Origin of the sequence: Halomonas sp. B23F22_20 (genome assembly GCF_043496985.1) — a bacterium.
GTDB lineage: Bacteria > Pseudomonadota > Gammaproteobacteria > Pseudomonadales > Halomonadaceae > Halomonas.
Map to the genome: position 1 here is coordinate 89,793 of NZ_JBIEKH010000011.1, position 15,279 is coordinate 105,071.

Genomic DNA, 15,279 nt, shown 5'->3' on the forward strand with positions numbered 1-15,279 from the left:
ACGGCGAGGAGCGATGATGATTCGACTGGCCGCCAACCTGAGCATGTTGTTCACCGAGCACGATTTCCTCGACCGCTTCACCGCGGCCGTCGATGCCGGCTTCCGAGGCGTCGAATACCTGTTTCCCTATGCCCATTCCCCCGAGGCGCTGCGCACGGCCCTGGATGAGAGCGGCGTCGAGCAGGTGCTGTTCAACCTGCCGCCGGGGGACTGGGCGGCGGGGGAGCGGGGGCTGGCCAGCCTGCCGGGACGCGAGGCGGAGTTCCGCGACGCCGTGATCGAGGGGCTGCGCTATGCCGAGCGGCTGGGCTGCCCGCGGGTGCACGCCATGGCCGGGCTGCTGCCCGAGGGCGCCGATGATCGAGCGCTGGACGAAGCCCGCGAGGCCCATCATGCCACCTATCTGGCGAACCTGCGCTTCGCCGCCGGCGAGGCGGCGAAGGCCGGCCGTGAATTGCTGATCGAACCGATCAATACCCGCGACATGCCGGGCTATTTCCTGTTGCGCCAGGACCAGGCCGTGGCCGCGATCGAAGCGGTGGGCGCGGACAACCTGCGCCTGCAGTTCGACCTCTACCACTGCCAGATCATGGAAGGCGACCTGATTCGCCATCTCGAGCGGCTGCTGCCGCACATCGGCCACGTGCAGATCGCCGGGGTGCCGGAGCGCCATGAGCCGAACATCGGCGAGGTGCACTACCCGGCGATCCTCGAACGCCTTTCGGCCCTGGGCTATCGCGGCTGGGTCGGCTGCGAATACCGACCGGCCGCCGCCACCCGGGACGGCCTGGGCTGGGCCAGGCCCTACGGCCTGGCGAGCTGAACCATCCACGCGACTCCAACCGACATCCGTAAGCGAGACTCCTATGCACATAGCGATCACCGGCGCCGCCGGCTTTCTCGGCCAGCGCCTCGTGCACCAACTCCTCGAGCGCGGGGAACTCAACGGGCAGGCGATTCGCCAACTGACGCTGATCGACCAGGCCGAGCCGCCCGCCATCGAGCGGGAGGGCGTCGAACTCCGCTGCCTGGCGCTGGACATCAGCGAGCCGGGAGCCCTGGAACCGTTGCTGGAGGCTCGGCCCGATGTCATCTACCACCTGGCCGCGGTGGTCAGCTCGGCCGCCGAAGCGGACCTGGACCTGGGCATGCGCGTCAACTTCGATGCCACCCGCGCCCTGCTCGAGGGCTGCCGGGCGCACGGGCTGTCCGGCACTCGGCTGGTCATGGCCAGCTCCGTGGCCGCCTATGGCGGCGAGCAGCCCGAGGTCCTCGACGACATGACCGCGCTGCACCCCCAGAACTCCTACGGCGCCCAGAAGGCGATGGGCGAGCTGCTGGTCAACGACTACAGCCGTCGCGGACTCGTCGACGGCTTGGTATTGCGGCTGCCGACCATCGTGATTCGCCCAGGGCGACCCAATGCCGCAGCGTCGAGCTTCGCCTCCAGCATCCTGCGCGAGCCGCTCAACGGCGAGCAGGCGATCTGCCCGGTGCCGACCGAGCTGGAGCTGTTCGTGATGTCGCCGGCCAGGGTGGTCGAGGCGCTGGTGCACGGCGCCGAGGTGCCGGCCTCGGCCCTGGGGGATTTCCGCGCCTTCATGCTGCCGGGCCTCACGGTGAGCGTCGCCGAGATGCTCGACACCTTGCGCGAGGTGGCCGGTGAGTCGGCACTGGCTCGCGTCCGCCATGAGCCGGATGCCCGCATCGAAGCCATCGTCGGCAGCTGGCCGGCGCGCTTCAGTAACGAGCGCGCCCGCCAGTTGGGCTTCCGCAGCGACCGGAACTTCGGCGATATCGTCCAGGCCTTCATGGCCGAGGCGGCGGGCCAGGGAGGCCCCTTGTCGCCTGCGTAAGGGCGATCTTCCGACCATTGTCGTATTTGACATAGTGGTGTGATTGTCATGTCATTATACCAGTTTGCCGTACCCCGTCGGCCCCGGCCGTCGGTCTCTACCCAGCCGCAAACCCAAGGGGATACAACAATGATGACCCGTTTTGCACGTCACGCCTTGCCCGCCGCCATCGCCGGCGTTTCCGCCCTGGCCCTGGCCACCACCAGCCTCGGTGTCTCGGCCGCCCAGACCATCACCGTGGGGCATACCACCTCCGACAGCTCCCACTACTCGGCCGGTGTCGACGCCTTCGCGGTCAAGCTCGATGAGCTCAGCGACGGCGAGTTCGAAGTGGCCGAGCATCCGTCCGGCGCCCTGGGCGGCGAGCGCGCCATGATCGAGGGCCTGCAGATCGGCACCATCGACATGGTGGTGTCGTCCACCGGACCGCTGGGCAACTTCGTGCCCGAGACCTACGTGCTCGACCTGCCGTTCCTGTTCAAGGACTACGACCAGGCGCGCTGCGTGCTGGACGGTGACGTCGGCCAGTCACTGCTGGACAAGATCGGCGAGAACAACCTGGTGGGACTCGCCTGGACCGAAAACGGCTTTCGTCACCTGACCAACAGCCTGCGCGACGTGGAGACCCCCGAGGACGCCGCCGGATTGAAGATCCGCACCATGGAAAACGAGATGCACATGGCCGCGTTCCGCGAGCTCGATGTGCATCCCACGCCCATGGCGTTTCCGGAGCTGTTCACCGCCCTGCAGCAGGGCACGGTGGATGGTCAGGAGAACCCGATTTCGGTGATCCTCACCGGCAATCTCTGGGAGGTGCAGGATCGTCTGTCCCTCACCGGCCACGTCTATTCGCCGGCCATCATGCTGGCCTCTCCGGTGCTGTGGGACAGCCTCAGCGACGAGGAAAAGGGCTGGTTCCGCGAAGCGTCTCAAGCCGGTGCGGAGGCCACCCGGGCGATGGTGTCGCGGCTCGAGACCGAGGGGGTGGCCGAGCTCCAGGAGAAGGGCATGACCGTGGTCGAGGACATCGACAAGGCGCCGTTCCAGGAAGCCGTCGAGCCTTCCTACAAGGTCTACACCGACCAGTATGGCAGCGAGATGCTTGACCGGATCCGCAATAGCGACTGCTGATCGTCACCCGACGCCGGCCTCGACACTCATGTCGAGGCCGGCCGCTTCAAGGGGTATGCCATGCTGGAATTCTTCCTGCGTTTCGAACGGGTGATGACTCGGTTCTCGCTCGTGGTGGCGGTATTGATGCTCATCATTTCCGTGACCACCGGCTTCTATCAGGTGATGACGCGTTTCGTCTTCGATGCCCCGTCCACCTGGTCGGAAGTCGTGGCGCGTTCTTCCATGATCTGGTGCGTTTTTCTTGCCGCTGCATCGGGCTTCCGCGGCGGCGGCATGATGTCCGTCGAGGTCATCTACAAGCTGGTTCCACGCAAGAGCCTGATCCTGATAGAGGCCCTGGTCGCCGTGGGCTGTGTGATCGCCCTGGCGATACTGGTCTATTATGGCACGGCGATGACACTGCGGGTCAGGTCACAGATGCTGTCCGGGCTGGGCGTCTCGATTGCGTGGGTCTACGCAGCGATTCCCGTGGGCGCCGGTTTCGCACTGCTGGCGGTCGTAGCGCGATTGCTGGCCCAAGCCAGCGGACGCGAGGCTGTCGGCATGGAGGAGAATGACGAGGCCGAATCGCTGCGTCATGACGAAGCGGAATCGGCATCGTCCGAGCCCCCGTCGGCATCTTCCACGCTGCCTCGGGATCGGCAATCACGCACATCATTGAGCGGTGTGGCGTCTCCCGCCGGCTCAACGACGCGGAGGGCCCGCTCATGAATCTCGCGATCGGCCTGTCTCTGGTTCTCTTCTTTGCGATCGGCGTGCCCATCGCCGTCTCCATCCTGCTGGCCTCGATCATCGGCATCGAGTTCTTCACACGATTCCCGCTGCTGATGGTGCCGCAGCAGATGTTCGTGGGCATCGACAACTTCCCGCTGATGGCCATTCCGTTCTTCATCCTGGCCGGCAACCTGATGGCCGCCGGGGGCATCTCGCAGCGCCTGGTGGATCTGGCCAAGTCGATCGTCGGCGGCCTGCAGGGCGGCCTGGCGATGACCTGCGTGCTGACCTGCATGCTGTTCGCCGCGGTGTCGGGCTCGAGCGTGGCCACCACCTTCGCTATCGGCTCGATCCTGATTCCGGCCATGGCGCGCCACGGCTATCCGCGGCCGCTGGCGGCCTCGATCCAGGCGTCGTCGGCGGAGCTCGGGGTGCTGATTCCGCCGTCGATCCCGCTGATCCTCTACGGCGTCAGCACCGATACTTCCATCGGACGCCTGTTCATCGCCGGTATCGGCCCGGGCTTGCTGATCGGCAGTGCACTGCTGCTGTTCCTGTACCTGTTCTGCAAGGTGCGCGGCTACGGGCTCAGGGATCGGGAGGATCGCCAGGATTTCGGGACGTCCTTCAAGCGGGCCTGGGCCGCGCTGCTGATGCCGGTGGTGGTGATCGGCGGCATCTACGGCGGCGTGTTCACGCCTACCGAGGCGTCGGCGGTGGCGGTGGTCTATGCGCTGATCGTCGGCGGACTGATCTATCGGGAGCTCAGCCTGGCGCAGCTGTGGCCGATCCTGAGGCAAAGCGTGATCGCCACCGCGACGGTGATGCTGATCATCTCGGCGGCGGCGCTGTTCAGCTTCCTGATCAGCCGCTCCGGGCTGCCGTCCCAGGTGGCGGACTGGGTCACCCAGGTGTTCGACAGCCCGATCAGCTTCCTGCTGGCGGTCAACGTCATGCTGCTGGTGATCGGCATGTTCGTCGAGACCTCGGCGGCGATCCTGGTGCTGGCGCCGATCTTCACCCCGATCGCCATGCAGTACGGCATCGACCCGGTGCATTTCGGGCTGATCATCGTGGTCAACCTGGCGCTGGGCATGTTCACGCCGCCGCTCGGCGTCAACCTCTTCGCCGCCTGTGCGGTGGCCAAGCTGTCTATCGATCAACTCATCCCCTGGCTGCTGCGTTTCGTGCTGGTGGTGCTGGCCTGCCTGATGGCCATCACCTATCTGCCCTGGATCTCGCTGGGCCTGGTCGACCTGCTGTACTGACAACAATCAAGGAGACATCGATGAGTGCGTTACCCGTAACGCCGCGCTGCGCGGCACTGATCGGCGGGGAGTGGGTGCCCACGCCCGGTTCCCTGGGCGTCGAGGCACCGGCCACGGCCACGCCGCTGGCCGAGATCGCCCGCTGCGAGGCGGAGCAGGTCGAGGCCGCGGTCGCCGCGGCACGGCATGCCTTCGACGGCGAGCTCGGCGACTGGCACCAGTGGTCGGCCCGCCGGCGCGGCGAATGGCTGCACGCCTTCGCCGACGCCATCGACGCCGACGCCGAGACCCTGTCCGCCCTGGAGTGCGCCGATACCGGCAAGCCGATGACTCAGGCCCGGGGCGACATCGCCGTGTGCGCTCGCTACTTCCGCTTCTACGCCGGCGCGGCGGACAAGCTCCACGGTGAGACCATCCCCTTCGACAACGACTTCGCCGTGTTCACGCTGCGCGAGCCCTACGGCGTCTGCGGTCAGATCATCCCCTGGAACTACCCCTCGCAGATCTTCGGCCGCTGCGTGGCGGCGGCGCTGGCGGCCGGCAACAGCGTGGTGCTCAAGCCTGCCGAGGATGCCTGCCTGAGCGTGCTGCGCCTGGCCGAGCTGGCCGTCGAAGCCGGGCTGCCGGCCGGGGCGCTCAACGTGGTGCCGGGCCTGGGGCGCGAGGCGGGCTCGGCGCTGGCCGCGCATCCCGGTATCGACCACCTGTCGTTCACCGGCTCGCCGGAGACCGGGACCCTGGTCACCCAGGCCGCGGCGGTTCATCACGTGCCCGTGACCATGGAGCTCGGCGGCAAGTCCCCGCAGCTGGTGTTCGCCGATGCCGACCTGGACAGCGCCCTGGCGGCGGTGGTGCGCGGCATCATCCAGAACGCCGGACAGACCTGCTCGGCGGGCAGTCGCCTGCTGGTCGAGGCATCCTGCTACGACGAGGTCGTCTCGCGTCTCGCTGCACGCTTCAGCGACCTGCGCTGCGATGCCGGCGAGCGCGATGCCGACTGCGGCCCGCTGATCAATGCCCGCCAGCGCGAGAAGCTCGAGTCCCGGCTGGCGGCGGCGCAGGCCGACGGCATTCGGGTGGCGGCGGCCGGCCAACTGGCCGACGGTGCACCCGCCAGCGGGCACTTCGTGGTGCCGCAGATGCTGGTCGACATCCCCGAAGGCCATGCGGTGACCCGCGAGGAGCTGTTCGGTCCGGTGCTGGCGGTGCAGCGCTTCGTCGATGAGGACGATGCCGTGCGACTGGCCAATGCCACCGAATTCGGCCTGTGTGCCGGCGTCTGGACCCGCGACGGCGGGCGCCAGCTGCGCCTGGCCAAGCGCATCCGCAGCGGCCAGGTCTTCGTCAACAACTACGGTGCCGCCGGTGGCATCGAGCTGCCGTTCGGCGGCATGGGCCGCTCCGGCCACGGCCGCGAGAAGGGCTTCGAGGGGCTGAAGAGCTACACCCAGCTCAAGACGGTGGCGATCTGCCACGGCTGAGCCTCGCCTGCATCCAGATCGACCCGCATGACGCCAATGGCCGGGGAGGGTGCGCTGTCGCTGCCCCGGTCGTGGGAGCGTCGTGCGTCAGAGGTTCCATTGCGTAACGGGCAGCGTGCTGCCGGGAGACAACATCATGACCTACAGGATCGCGGTACTGGCGGGGGACGGCATCGGCCTCGAGGTGGTTCCCCAGGGGCTGAAGGTGCTGGAGGCGGCGGCGCGTCGCTTCGACCTGCCGCTGGAGTTCGAGCACTTCGATTTCGCCAGCTGTGCCTATTACATGGAACATGGCGACATGCTGCCGGATGACTGGTACGAGACCCTGATCCGTTTCGACGCCATCTTCTTCGGCGCCGTGGGCTGGCCCGATACGGTGCCGGACCATGTCTCGGCCTGGGGCTCGCTGCTCAAGTTCCGGCGCGCCTTTGACCAGTACGTCAACCTGCGGCCGTGCCGGCTGATGCCGGGCATCGAGAGCCCGCTCAAGGGACGGGAGCCCGGCGATATCGACTTCCTGGTGGTGCGAGAGAACACCGAAGGCGAGTATTCGCGCCTCGGCGGGCGAGTGTTCGAAGGCACCGATCGCGAGGTGGTGCTGCAGGAAACGCTGATGACCCGCACCGGGGTCGACCGTGTGCTGAAGTACGCCTTCGAGCTGGCCCAGTCGCGGCCGCGGAAGACGCTCACCTCGGCCACCAAGTCCAACGGCCTGTCGATCTCGATGCCCTACTGGAACGAGCGAGTGGCGGCGATGAAGAGGAATTTCCCCGAGATCGACGTCGATCAGTTCCATATCGATATCCTGACTGCCAACTTCGTGCTGCATCCCGACTGGTTCGACGTGGTGGTGGCCAGCAATCTGTTCGGCGACATCCTCTCCGACCTGGGCCCGGCCTGCACCGGCACCATCGGCATCGCGCCGTCCGGCAATATCAACCCGACCCGGGAATTTCCCAGCCTGTTCGAGCCGGTCCACGGCAGCGCTCCGGACATCGCCGGGCGTGGCATCGCCAATCCCATCGGCCAGATCTGGTGCGGGGCGATGATGCTCGAACACCTGGGCGAGGTCGAGGCCGGGGCGGCGATCGTCGCCGCCATCGAGGCGGTGCTGGAGCAGAGCGATCCGCAGGTGCTGACGCCGGACCTCAAGGGCAGCGGCAGCACCGAAATCCTGGGACGAGCCATCGCCGAGTCGCTGGGCGCCGCCTGAGCGCGACATATCGGTAGTTCAACCAGCAAGCGCCACGTGCGGGGCGCGAGGCCCCGGCGCGTGGCGACTACTCACGGGAGCGACGAATGAACAAGACATATCGGGTTGGCATGATCGGCGTGGGCCTGATGGGCCACGGCATCGCCACCAGCCTGCTGCGGGGCGGCCATCGGCTGAGCTTCCTCGATCATCCCGGCAATCAGCCGGTCGAGGGTCTGCTGGAGGCCGGTGCCGAGAAGCACACCAGCGCCCGCGAGGTGGCCGAGCATGCCGAGGTGGTGATCCTCTGCGTGACCGGCACCCCCCAAGTGGAGAGCGTGCTGTTCGACGCCGGCGGCGTGCTGGAAGGCCTGCAGCCGGGCAGCGTGATCGTCGACTGCTCGACGGCGATCCCGAGCTCCACCCTGGCCATCGCCGAACGGGTCGCCGCCGCCGGTGGCCAGTTCATGGACGCCGCCATGACCCGCACGCCCAAGGAGGCCGCCGAGGGGCGTCTCAATCTGATCGTCGGGGCCGCCGATGAGCTGTTCCGCGACGTGAAACCGCTGCTGGAGAGCTTCTCCGAGCACATCACCCACGGCGGTCCGGTGGGGGCGGGCCACAAGCTCAAGCTGTTGCACAACTACGTGTCGCTGGGCTTCACCGCAGTGCTGTCCGAGGCGGCGGCGGCCTCGCGCCGTGCCGGCATCGATGACGACGTCTTCCTCGAGGTGCTGGGCAACGGTGGCGGTGGCGGGGTGGTGCTGGAGCGCCTGCGGCCCTTCATCGCCGCCGGAGACCCCTCGGGCTTCCGCTTCAGCCTCTCCAACACGCTCAAGGACATCGACTACTACAACGCCATGGCCGAGGACGTGGGCGCCGAGCGCGGCGTGGCCGCCGCCATCGAGGCGCTGTATCGCGATATCAACGAGCGGGGCCATGGCGATCGCCTGACCCCGGAGCTGGTGGCGCTGTTGGGACAGCCTTGAGCGGTGGACAGCCTTGAGCGGCGAAACGTCGAAGAGGGAAGTGAGCATCGGCGCCCGGCGGGAGTCCCGCCTGGCGCCGTTTTTTCGTATGGCGCCTTATGCGCAGCCCGCCAGGCGAGTCAGTCGAAATCGGCGTCGCGCAGGCGCCCGAAGTAGGCATCGTCGCCGATCTGGCCGCCCTTGAAGGCGATCTGCAGGCCGTCGAAGGCGGCCTCGTCGGCGTGGGCGACGCACAGCGGCGAGCCCGGCGTCTGCGGCAGCGGGCGGCAGGTGGTCAGGGCATGAATGCCCAGCTCGTGCAGGGCGTGGCTCGAGGTGTCGCCGCCGGCGACCACCACCCGAGACATGCCCTCGGCGAGCACCAGCTCACGCAGCAGCCGGCCGAGCCCTCGCCCCATCGCGTGACGCGCTTCTTCGCCCGACAGCGTCGGCAGGCTTCCGTCCGGCCCCAGGGCGGTGTAGATCACCACGCTGAGCCCGTCGTGCAGCGCCGCCAGCGCTTGTTGGCGGGCCTCATCGAGCGCGGCCGGCGCCGTCTCGGCCTCGGCCAGGCGGGTCGCGTCGAGGGCGATGCCGCGAAAGCCGTTGGCCTCGGCCCAGCGGATCTGCCGGGCGGTGGTCTCCGAACAGCTGCCCGAGACCACGGCGATGCGCTCCACCGGGGCGGGCTCCTCGAAGGCGGGCGCTGCTTCGACGAGCCCCAGCCGTCGCCACTCCGCGAGCAGCGCATATTCCACCCCCGAGGAGCCGACCACGAAGCCGCCCTGCGGCGGGCGCGTGCGCCACAGCTGGCGGCCTGCGGCCGCCTGGCTGGCGGGGTCGAGCACGTCGAACAGCAGCGCCTGGCTGCGCGCCTGGGCCTCGTCCACGTGCCGGTCGGCCGCGTCGTCGGCCAGGGTTCGGAAGTCGACGAGACCCGTCTCGAGATCGGTCTGGGCGGCCAGGTGCCGGCGCAGGTCGGCCTCGTGCATCGGCGTGACCGGATGCCGCGACATGATCGGGTGACGGTCGATGCGATACACCTTGCCGCGGGCCGTGGCGAACAGGTGCCCGAAGGCGGTGTAGCGGCCGAGCTGGGGGGCGCCGACCACGATCGGCACGCAGTCCTGGTCATGGAGGCGGCGGCCGATCTCCAGGGCGCGGCCGATGCTGCCGGTCTCGGGGGCGCTGTCGAAGGTCGAGCAGGTCTTGTAATGGCAGAGTGCCGCGCCGCGTTCGCGCAGCCAGGTCAGCGCCGGCACCAGGTGCTGGTCCATCCAGGCCGGCGACTCGCTGCGGCTGGTGCCGGCCAGGCCTATGGCGCGGCAGTGGCGAAAGCGTGCCAGCTGGTCGGCGTCGGGCAGGGCGGTGAACAGCACGGTGTCGACGCCCTGGCTGCTCAGGGCTTCCAAGACATCGGTGGAGCCGGTCAGGTCGTCGCCGTAGTAGCTGATCAGCGTCGTGTCGTGGTCGGGTGTCATCGGCGGAAGGTCTCCAGGGCGCGGGCCAGTTGATGATGTTCGCGGGCATAGTCGTCCAGCTCGATCCCCGCTACGGCGGCCTCCCAGGCCTGACGCAGGCTGTGCACGCCGGCGCCGATGCCGTCGGGATGCGCCATGATGCCGCCACCGGCGCAGAAGATCAGGTCGGTGCTGTCCACGGCGCGATAGGTATCGACGGCCTGGTCGGCGGTCTGGCCGGAAGAGAACACCGGCATCACCTCGCAGCCCGGCGAGGGCGGGGCGAACATCGGCGTCAGGCAGGTGCGGGCGCTGGCGATGACGCTGGCGTCCTCCTCGCTGAACTTGTTGCGCAGCCCGTTGACGTGGATATGGTCGACCCCGGCCAGGCGCCACAGCTTCTGGTAGGCGACGAAGCTCATGCCGAGATGCGGCGAGCGGCTGAACATCCCCCAGCCGGCGCGATGGCCGTGCAGCGCCACCTGGCAGTGGCGGCGCAGGTGGGTGACGCCGGCGAGCCCGACGGCGTTGAGCGCTGCCATCACGCAGCTGCCTCCGGCAGCGACCACGTAGTCGTGATGCTCGCGCATCTCGTCCAGGTCGCCGGTGATATTGAAGGCGTACATCACTCGTTGGCCGGTGCGCTCGGCGTGCTCGCGGATCACCGGCATCACCGCGTCGACCCGGGCCTTGAGCGGGTTGTGCGGGCCGTTGGCCTGCAGCTCGTCGTCCTTGATGAAGTCGATGCCGCCCTCCACCAGCTGGCGCACCACCTCGGCGGTGGCGCCCGGCGACAGGCCGACGCTGGGCTTGATGATGGTGCCGATCAGCGGGCGCTCCGCAATCCCGGTCAGCTCGCGGGTGCCGGCGATGCCGAACTGCGGCCCGGGATAGGCCGCGGCGAAGGGCGCCGGCAGCTCCAGGTCGAGCAGCTTGAGGGCCGAGAACTCCTTGAGCTCGAACAGGTTGCCGGCCACCGTGGCGACCAGGGTGGGCAGCGACGGGCCGAGATTGGCGAGCGGCCAGGACAGCGTCACCCGGGCGCGCCGGTAGCGCGGACGACCGCTGCCCGCCGGCGGGGCCGGGGTGGGCAGGGATGGGGCCTCCACGCTTTCCAGCGGCTCGATGTGCTCCACCCGGGCGCCGTGCTGCTCGCGCAGTTCATCGGTCTCGCTAGCGAGGCGGGTGAAGGTGCCGCAGGACTGCTCCCCGGCCATTACCTCGGCGGCGCGCTCCAGCGAATAGGGGGTCTCGATCAGGTAATGGGCCCGGATGCGATCGCTCATGGCCGCCTCCGTCAGGTGATGCGCTGGATGCTGTCGGCGATGGCGTCGCGTTCGAAGACGCGTTTCCAGTCGTCGCGCATCAGCATCGGCTTGCCGTTCTCGATGGCCTTGTTGCAGGCGTCCGAGAAGGCGCCGGGCTGCTCGTCGAAGATCACCGCGGAGAGGATATTCATGTGGCCGAGCAGGAAGTCCCGGGCGCACTGCTCGGAGACGCCACGGGCGACGACCTCGTCCATGGCTTCGCGCATTACCGCCAGCAGGGTCGCGCAGACGGTCTCGGACAGGCCCGGCTCGAGCAGTGCCATCTCATCGACGCTGACGCGATGCGAGCGGCCCACCGGCGCATAGATGGTGCGGGCGATCCGCTCGCCCAGGGCGAAACTTTCTTCCGGCCCCTGCATCAGTGCGCTGACGATGTGCTGGGTGGCCTTGTAGCCGCCGAAGTAGTCGCGCTTGGCCTCCAGCTCGGTCTCGTCGTTGAAGATCGGGGGATGGCAGGGGTGGGTGACGAAATACACCAGGTCCGTGCGCTCGGGCAGGTGCCCGGCGAACGGCGCGGCGGCGTCAAGGGTGATCAACATGGTGCCGCTCTCCATCAGCGGCGAGAGCTGCTGGGAGATCCTGCCGATCAGGGTATCGGGCACGGCCAGGATGACTGCGTCGGCTCCCGGCACCGTCTCGTCGGCGCCGACGCAGTCGATGCCGAGCTCGTCCTTGAGGCGCTCGCGCCCGGCGTCGCTGACTTCGACATGGCGGACGCTGAAGTCCGACTGCTGCAGGTTGCGGGACAGACGGAAGCCCATCTTGCCGCCGGCACCGATCAACGCAATGGTCGTCATGGGTCTTGATCCTCGCTGTAGGGGGAAGTGACGCGAAACGCCGAGCACTCTGGTGGCTCAACTGGTATAATGACAATATAAGTATGTGAGTATGTCAAACACGACCTTGGTGGCAGATGCTTGCCGCAGCGCCTTGCGTGCGTATGCTGTGCTCCTGCTTCCCCCTGATGAAGGCACCGACCCATGAGCGACGCCCTGAAGATCTCTCGCCGAAAGCTGTCCGACGAAGTCTTCGATCGGCTGTATGCGATGCTACTCAACGGCGATTATGCGCCCGGCGACCACCTGCCTTCGGAACGCGAGCTGATGGAGCGATTCGGGGTGGGGAGGCCGGCGATCCGCGAAGCCATGCAGTCGCTGGAGCGCCTGGGGCTGGTGTCGATCCAGCACGGCCAGCGGCCGAAGGTCACCATGCCCACGGCCGACGGCATGCTGTCCCAGATCGAGCTGACGGCCATGCATATGCTCTCCAACTCGCCGCAGTCGCTGGAGCATCTCAAGGAGGCACGGGCCTTCTTCGAGCTGGGCATGGTGGCGCGTGCCGCCAGGACGGCCAGTGAACAGGACGTCGTCCAACTGGAGGAGCTGCTCGAGCGTCAGCGCAGCGAGCTCAATCGTGACATCGGGGCCTTCATCAAGGCCGACATGTCGTTCCACTCGGCCATCGCGGAGATCACCGGCAACCCGATCTTCATCGCGATCAGCCATGCGATGCTCAACTGGCTGGCCAACTTTCATGCCTCCGTACTGCACTGGAAGGGCAGCGAGCACATCACCCTCGAGGAGCACGCTCGCATCCTCGATGCCATACGCCAGAACGACGAGGCCGCCGCCGTGAGGGAGATGCGGGCCCACCTGGACCGGGCCCGCAGCCTCTACCAGCTTTCCTGAAACGAGCCGGTGGCGGCGACGCGAGCCAGCCGACCGGGGCCCGGCGCTGGCATCCTCGGCGAGCGCCCGGCATCCTGTAGGGCATGACCTCCGAGTTCCGCCTTCGGCTCGGCAGCGTCGAGCGTTCCTATCCCCTCGACTGCCTGAGCGATACCCACGATTACCACCAGCTGCTGGTGAGCCTCGACGGCCGCGTGGACGTCGAGGTCGGAGGGCTCGGCGGTGCCATGGCGCCGGGCAGCGTCTGCTTGATCCCCGCCGCGGCGACCCACCACTACCTGGGGCTCGACGCCGACAATCGCTGTCGGGTGCTGAACCTGCCGGCCGGCGCATCGTCCTACGATGCGCTGTTCGAACGGATCCGCTTCCTGCGCCTGTCTCCCGAAGAAGCGCGGCGACTCGACGACGAGACCCTGCTGTCACGACTCGGCGCCGCTCCCCCCTGGTGCGGGCCGCGCCTGAACATGGCGCGGCTGATCCGGCGCGTGCAGGCCGACCCGGTCGCGCCCTGGAACCTGGCACGGCTGGCTGAGGCGTCGCGCCTCTCCGAGCGGCAGCTGCGCCGCAGCCTCTCCGCCCTGACCGGCCAGACGCCCTGGCAGTGGCTGCAGGGGCAGCGTCTGGCCCGGGCCGAGCGGCTGCTGGCCACCAGCGATGCCTCGATCACCGAAATCGCGATGGCCTGTGGCTTCGCCGACGGCGCCCAGTTCAGCCGCCACTTTCGCCGCCGACATGGTATGACGCCGACGGCCTTCCGACGCCGGCCCTGATGGCCGAAATCGACAAGCCTTTCCCTCCCGCCGTGGGCATACTGCCCAGCCGACACCGGAAGGGAGAATCGACATGTCGGCCGTTTCCCACGCCGAGGCGCGTCGCGCCACCCTGTGGGGCGCCAGCACCGTGCTTAGCTGGGCGACCCTTGCGCTGTTTACCCAATGGGCCGGCCCGGTGCCGCCCTTTCTGCTCACTGCGCTGTGTTTTGGCCTGGCCGGTGGCTTGGCGCTGCTGGTGTTCCTGGTTCGCGGCGAGAAGCATGCCCTGGCCGAGGCCTTCCGCCAGCCGCCGGCGGGCTGGCTGCTGGGCGTCGGCGGGCTGTTCGGCTATCACCTCTGCTACTTCATCGCCCAGCAGAACGCCCCGGCGGCCAATGCCGGGCTGATCAGCTACCTGTGGCCGTTGCTGATCGTGATCCTGGCCGGCTGGCTGCTGCCCGGCGAGCGCCTGCGCGGCATCCATCTGCTGGGTGGCGTGTGCGGCTTCATCGGTGCGGCGCTGCTGGTGGGACCCTCCGGCTTCGACTGGGCGGGGGAATACACGCTGGGCTACCTGGTGGCGCTGTTCGCGGCGTTCATCTGGAGCGGCTATTCGGTGGCCTCGCGATTGCTGTCGCGGATCCCCACCACCGCGGTGGCCTGGAACTGCCTCGGCGCCGCAGTGCTGGCGCTCGCCTGCCATCTGGCCTGGGAGCCCGTGGGCTGGCCGGAAGGCGCCAATCTGTGGGCCATCCTGGCCCTGGGGCTGGGCCCGGTGGGCAGCGCCTTCTTCACCTGGGATCTGGGCATGAAGCGTGGCCACGTGCGCCTGCTGGGGCTCTTGTCCTACGCCACGCCGCTGTGCTCCACCCTGGTGCTGATCGCCGCCGGCCTGGCGACGCCTAGCCCGACACTACTGCTCGCCGCGCTGCTGATCTGCGGCGGGGCGCTGATCGGCAGCGGCATGCTGCAGCGTCGCCAGGATAGGCAGGTGCAACAGGCATCGGCGGACTCACCTCGCGATTGAGGCGGTCAACGCGAATGACACTAGACGAGGAGGCAGGCATGGAACAGATCGAATGGGCGGACTTCGCCAGGGTCGAACTGCGCGTAGGTACTATCGTGGCGGCCGAGGCATTCCCGGAAGCGCGGCGGCCAGCGTATCGGCTGCGGGTCGATTTCGGCGAGGCGATCGGAGTGCGCAAGTCCAGCGCCCAGATCACCGAGCTGTATGCGCTCGACGAATTGGTGGGTAAGCAGGTGGTCGCGGTCGTCAACTTTCCCGCCAAGCAGATCGGCCCGATGCGATCGGAGTGCCTGGTCACCGGTTTTCATCGCGAGGATGGCGCGGTGGTGCTGGCGACGCCGGATATGGGAGTGCCCAACGGGGCGCGGCTGGCATAGAACATACCCATCCTGACGACGATGGGGCCGCCCA

Annotated in this window: 15 protein-coding genes; 12 read left to right on the forward strand and 3 right to left on the reverse strand. The window is 68.1% G+C overall.

Going from position 1 to position 15,279, the window contains the following annotated elements:
- Window positions 1–16: 16 nt before the first annotated feature.
- The 8 genes from otnI to ACGTN6_RS11030 all read left to right on the forward strand — a co-directional run bounded on the left by otnI (window position 17) and on the right by ACGTN6_RS11030 (window position 8,634).
- The gene (otnI, locus tag ACGTN6_RS10995) at window positions 17–823 is read left to right on the forward strand and encodes a 2-oxo-tetronate isomerase (RefSeq protein WP_394591628.1); all 807 of its coding nucleotides are present in this window, start codon (window positions 17–19) and stop codon (window positions 821–823) included.
- A gap of 43 nt (window positions 824–866) precedes the next feature.
- Complete coding sequence (gene denD / locus ACGTN6_RS11000; protein WP_394591556.1) at window positions 867–1,856, forward strand: D-erythronate dehydrogenase; 990 nt, start codon at window positions 867–869, stop codon at window positions 1,854–1,856.
- Between the two features lie 129 nt (window positions 1,857–1,985).
- Entirely contained in the window at window positions 1,986–2,987 is a 1,002-nt protein-coding gene (locus ACGTN6_RS11005; protein ID WP_394591557.1) for a TRAP transporter substrate-binding protein, read from the forward strand.
- A gap of 60 nt (window positions 2,988–3,047) precedes the next feature.
- The gene (locus ACGTN6_RS11010; RefSeq protein ID WP_394591558.1) at window positions 3,048–3,701 is read left to right on the forward strand and encodes a TRAP transporter small permease; all 654 of its coding nucleotides are present in this window, start codon (window positions 3,048–3,050) and stop codon (window positions 3,699–3,701) included.
- Window positions 3,698–4,972 (forward strand): TRAP transporter large permease, encoded by a 1,275-nt coding sequence (locus tag ACGTN6_RS11015; protein ID WP_394591560.1) that lies wholly within the window; start codon window positions 3,698–3,700, stop codon window positions 4,970–4,972. The genes ACGTN6_RS11010 and ACGTN6_RS11015 overlap by 4 nt, the downstream gene beginning before the upstream one ends.
- 20 nt (window positions 4,973–4,992) lie before the next feature.
- Window positions 4,993–6,453 (forward strand): aldehyde dehydrogenase family protein, encoded by a 1,461-nt coding sequence (locus ACGTN6_RS11020; RefSeq protein ID WP_394591562.1) that lies wholly within the window; start codon window positions 4,993–4,995, stop codon window positions 6,451–6,453.
- A gap of 136 nt (window positions 6,454–6,589) precedes the next feature.
- Entirely contained in the window at window positions 6,590–7,666 is a 1,077-nt protein-coding gene (locus tag ACGTN6_RS11025; RefSeq protein WP_394591564.1) for a tartrate dehydrogenase, read from the forward strand.
- A gap of 86 nt (window positions 7,667–7,752) precedes the next feature.
- Window positions 7,753–8,634 (forward strand): NAD(P)-dependent oxidoreductase, encoded by an 882-nt coding sequence (locus tag ACGTN6_RS11030; protein WP_394591565.1) that lies wholly within the window; start codon window positions 7,753–7,755, stop codon window positions 8,632–8,634.
- 119 nt (window positions 8,635–8,753) lie between these two features.
- Here the strand turns inward: ACGTN6_RS11030 and ACGTN6_RS11035 are convergent, their stop codons facing one another.
- The 3 genes from ACGTN6_RS11035 to ACGTN6_RS11045 are packed head-to-tail and all read right to left on the reverse strand — an operon-like array spanning window position 8,754 to window position 12,198.
- A complete protein-coding gene (locus ACGTN6_RS11035) occupies window positions 8,754–10,094 on the reverse strand; it encodes a four-carbon acid sugar kinase family protein (RefSeq protein ID WP_394591566.1) in 1,341 nt (446 codons plus the stop codon).
- Window positions 10,091–11,359 carry a ribulose-bisphosphate carboxylase large subunit family protein gene (locus ACGTN6_RS11040; RefSeq protein ID WP_394591567.1) on the reverse strand — a complete coding sequence of 423 codons (1,269 nt, stop codon included), beginning with the start codon at window positions 11,357–11,359 and terminating at the stop codon, window positions 10,091–10,093. Before ACGTN6_RS11040 ends, ACGTN6_RS11035 begins: the two co-directional genes overlap by 4 nt.
- Window positions 11,360–11,370: 11 nt before the next feature.
- A complete protein-coding gene (locus ACGTN6_RS11045) occupies window positions 11,371–12,198 on the reverse strand; it encodes a phosphogluconate dehydrogenase C-terminal domain-containing protein (RefSeq protein ID WP_394591568.1) in 828 nt (275 codons plus the stop codon).
- 183 nt (window positions 12,199–12,381) lie between these two features.
- On the opposite strand from ACGTN6_RS11045, the gene nanR reads away from it, so the two are divergent.
- The 4 genes from nanR (at window position 12,382) to ACGTN6_RS11065 (ending at window position 15,245) form a co-directional block, all read left to right on the forward strand.
- Window positions 12,382–13,089, forward strand: a complete 708-nt coding sequence (gene nanR, locus ACGTN6_RS11050; protein ID WP_183386153.1) for a transcriptional regulator NanR — start codon at window positions 12,382–12,384, stop codon at window positions 13,087–13,089.
- Window positions 13,090–13,172: 83 nt separating this feature from the next.
- Window positions 13,173–13,859, forward strand: coding sequence for an AraC family transcriptional regulator (locus ACGTN6_RS11055; protein ID WP_394591569.1), 687 nt, complete (start codon window positions 13,173–13,175; stop codon window positions 13,857–13,859).
- Between the two features lie 73 nt (window positions 13,860–13,932).
- The gene (gene yddG / locus ACGTN6_RS11060; protein WP_394591570.1) at window positions 13,933–14,868 is read left to right on the forward strand and encodes an aromatic amino acid exporter YddG; all 936 of its coding nucleotides are present in this window, start codon (window positions 13,933–13,935) and stop codon (window positions 14,866–14,868) included.
- Between the two features lie 38 nt (window positions 14,869–14,906).
- On the forward strand, window positions 14,907–15,245 hold the full coding sequence (locus ACGTN6_RS11065) for a tRNA-binding protein (protein ID WP_394591571.1): 339 nt from the start codon (window positions 14,907–14,909) through the stop codon (window positions 15,243–15,245).
- Window positions 15,246–15,279: the final 34 nt, after the last annotated feature.

Bases quoted from the DNA above. Each gene is read 5' to 3' on its own strand.
- otnI (WP_394591628.1), top strand. From the start codon at position 17: ATGATTCGACTGGCCGCCAACCTGAGCATGTTGTTCACCGAGCACGAT.
- denD (WP_394591556.1), top strand. From the start codon at position 867: ATGCACATAGCGATCACCGGCGCCGCCGGCTTTCTCGGCCAGCGCCTC.
- ACGTN6_RS11005 (WP_394591557.1), top strand. From the start codon at position 1,986: ATGATGACCCGTTTTGCACGTCACGCCTTGCCCGCCGCCATCGCCGGC.
- ACGTN6_RS11010 (WP_394591558.1), top strand. From the start codon at position 3,048: ATGCTGGAATTCTTCCTGCGTTTCGAACGGGTGATGACTCGGTTCTCG.
- ACGTN6_RS11015 (WP_394591560.1), top strand. From the start codon at position 3,698: ATGAATCTCGCGATCGGCCTGTCTCTGGTTCTCTTCTTTGCGATCGGC.
- ACGTN6_RS11020 (WP_394591562.1), top strand. From the start codon at position 4,993: ATGAGTGCGTTACCCGTAACGCCGCGCTGCGCGGCACTGATCGGCGGG.
- ACGTN6_RS11025 (WP_394591564.1), top strand. From the start codon at position 6,590: ATGACCTACAGGATCGCGGTACTGGCGGGGGACGGCATCGGCCTCGAG.
- ACGTN6_RS11030 (WP_394591565.1), top strand. From the start codon at position 7,753: ATGAACAAGACATATCGGGTTGGCATGATCGGCGTGGGCCTGATGGGC.
- ACGTN6_RS11035 (WP_394591566.1), bottom strand. From the start codon at position 10,094: ATGACACCCGACCACGACACGACGCTGATCAGCTACTACGGCGACGAC.
- ACGTN6_RS11040 (WP_394591567.1), bottom strand. From the start codon at position 11,359: ATGAGCGATCGCATCCGGGCCCATTACCTGATCGAGACCCCCTATTCG.
- ACGTN6_RS11045 (WP_394591568.1), bottom strand. From the start codon at position 12,198: ATGACGACCATTGCGTTGATCGGTGCCGGCGGCAAGATGGGCTTCCGT.
- nanR (WP_183386153.1), top strand. From the start codon at position 12,382: ATGAGCGACGCCCTGAAGATCTCTCGCCGAAAGCTGTCCGACGAAGTC.
- ACGTN6_RS11055 (WP_394591569.1), top strand. From the start codon at position 13,173: ATGACCTCCGAGTTCCGCCTTCGGCTCGGCAGCGTCGAGCGTTCCTAT.
- yddG (WP_394591570.1), top strand. From the start codon at position 13,933: ATGTCGGCCGTTTCCCACGCCGAGGCGCGTCGCGCCACCCTGTGGGGC.
- ACGTN6_RS11065 (WP_394591571.1), top strand. From the start codon at position 14,907: ATGGAACAGATCGAATGGGCGGACTTCGCCAGGGTCGAACTGCGCGTA.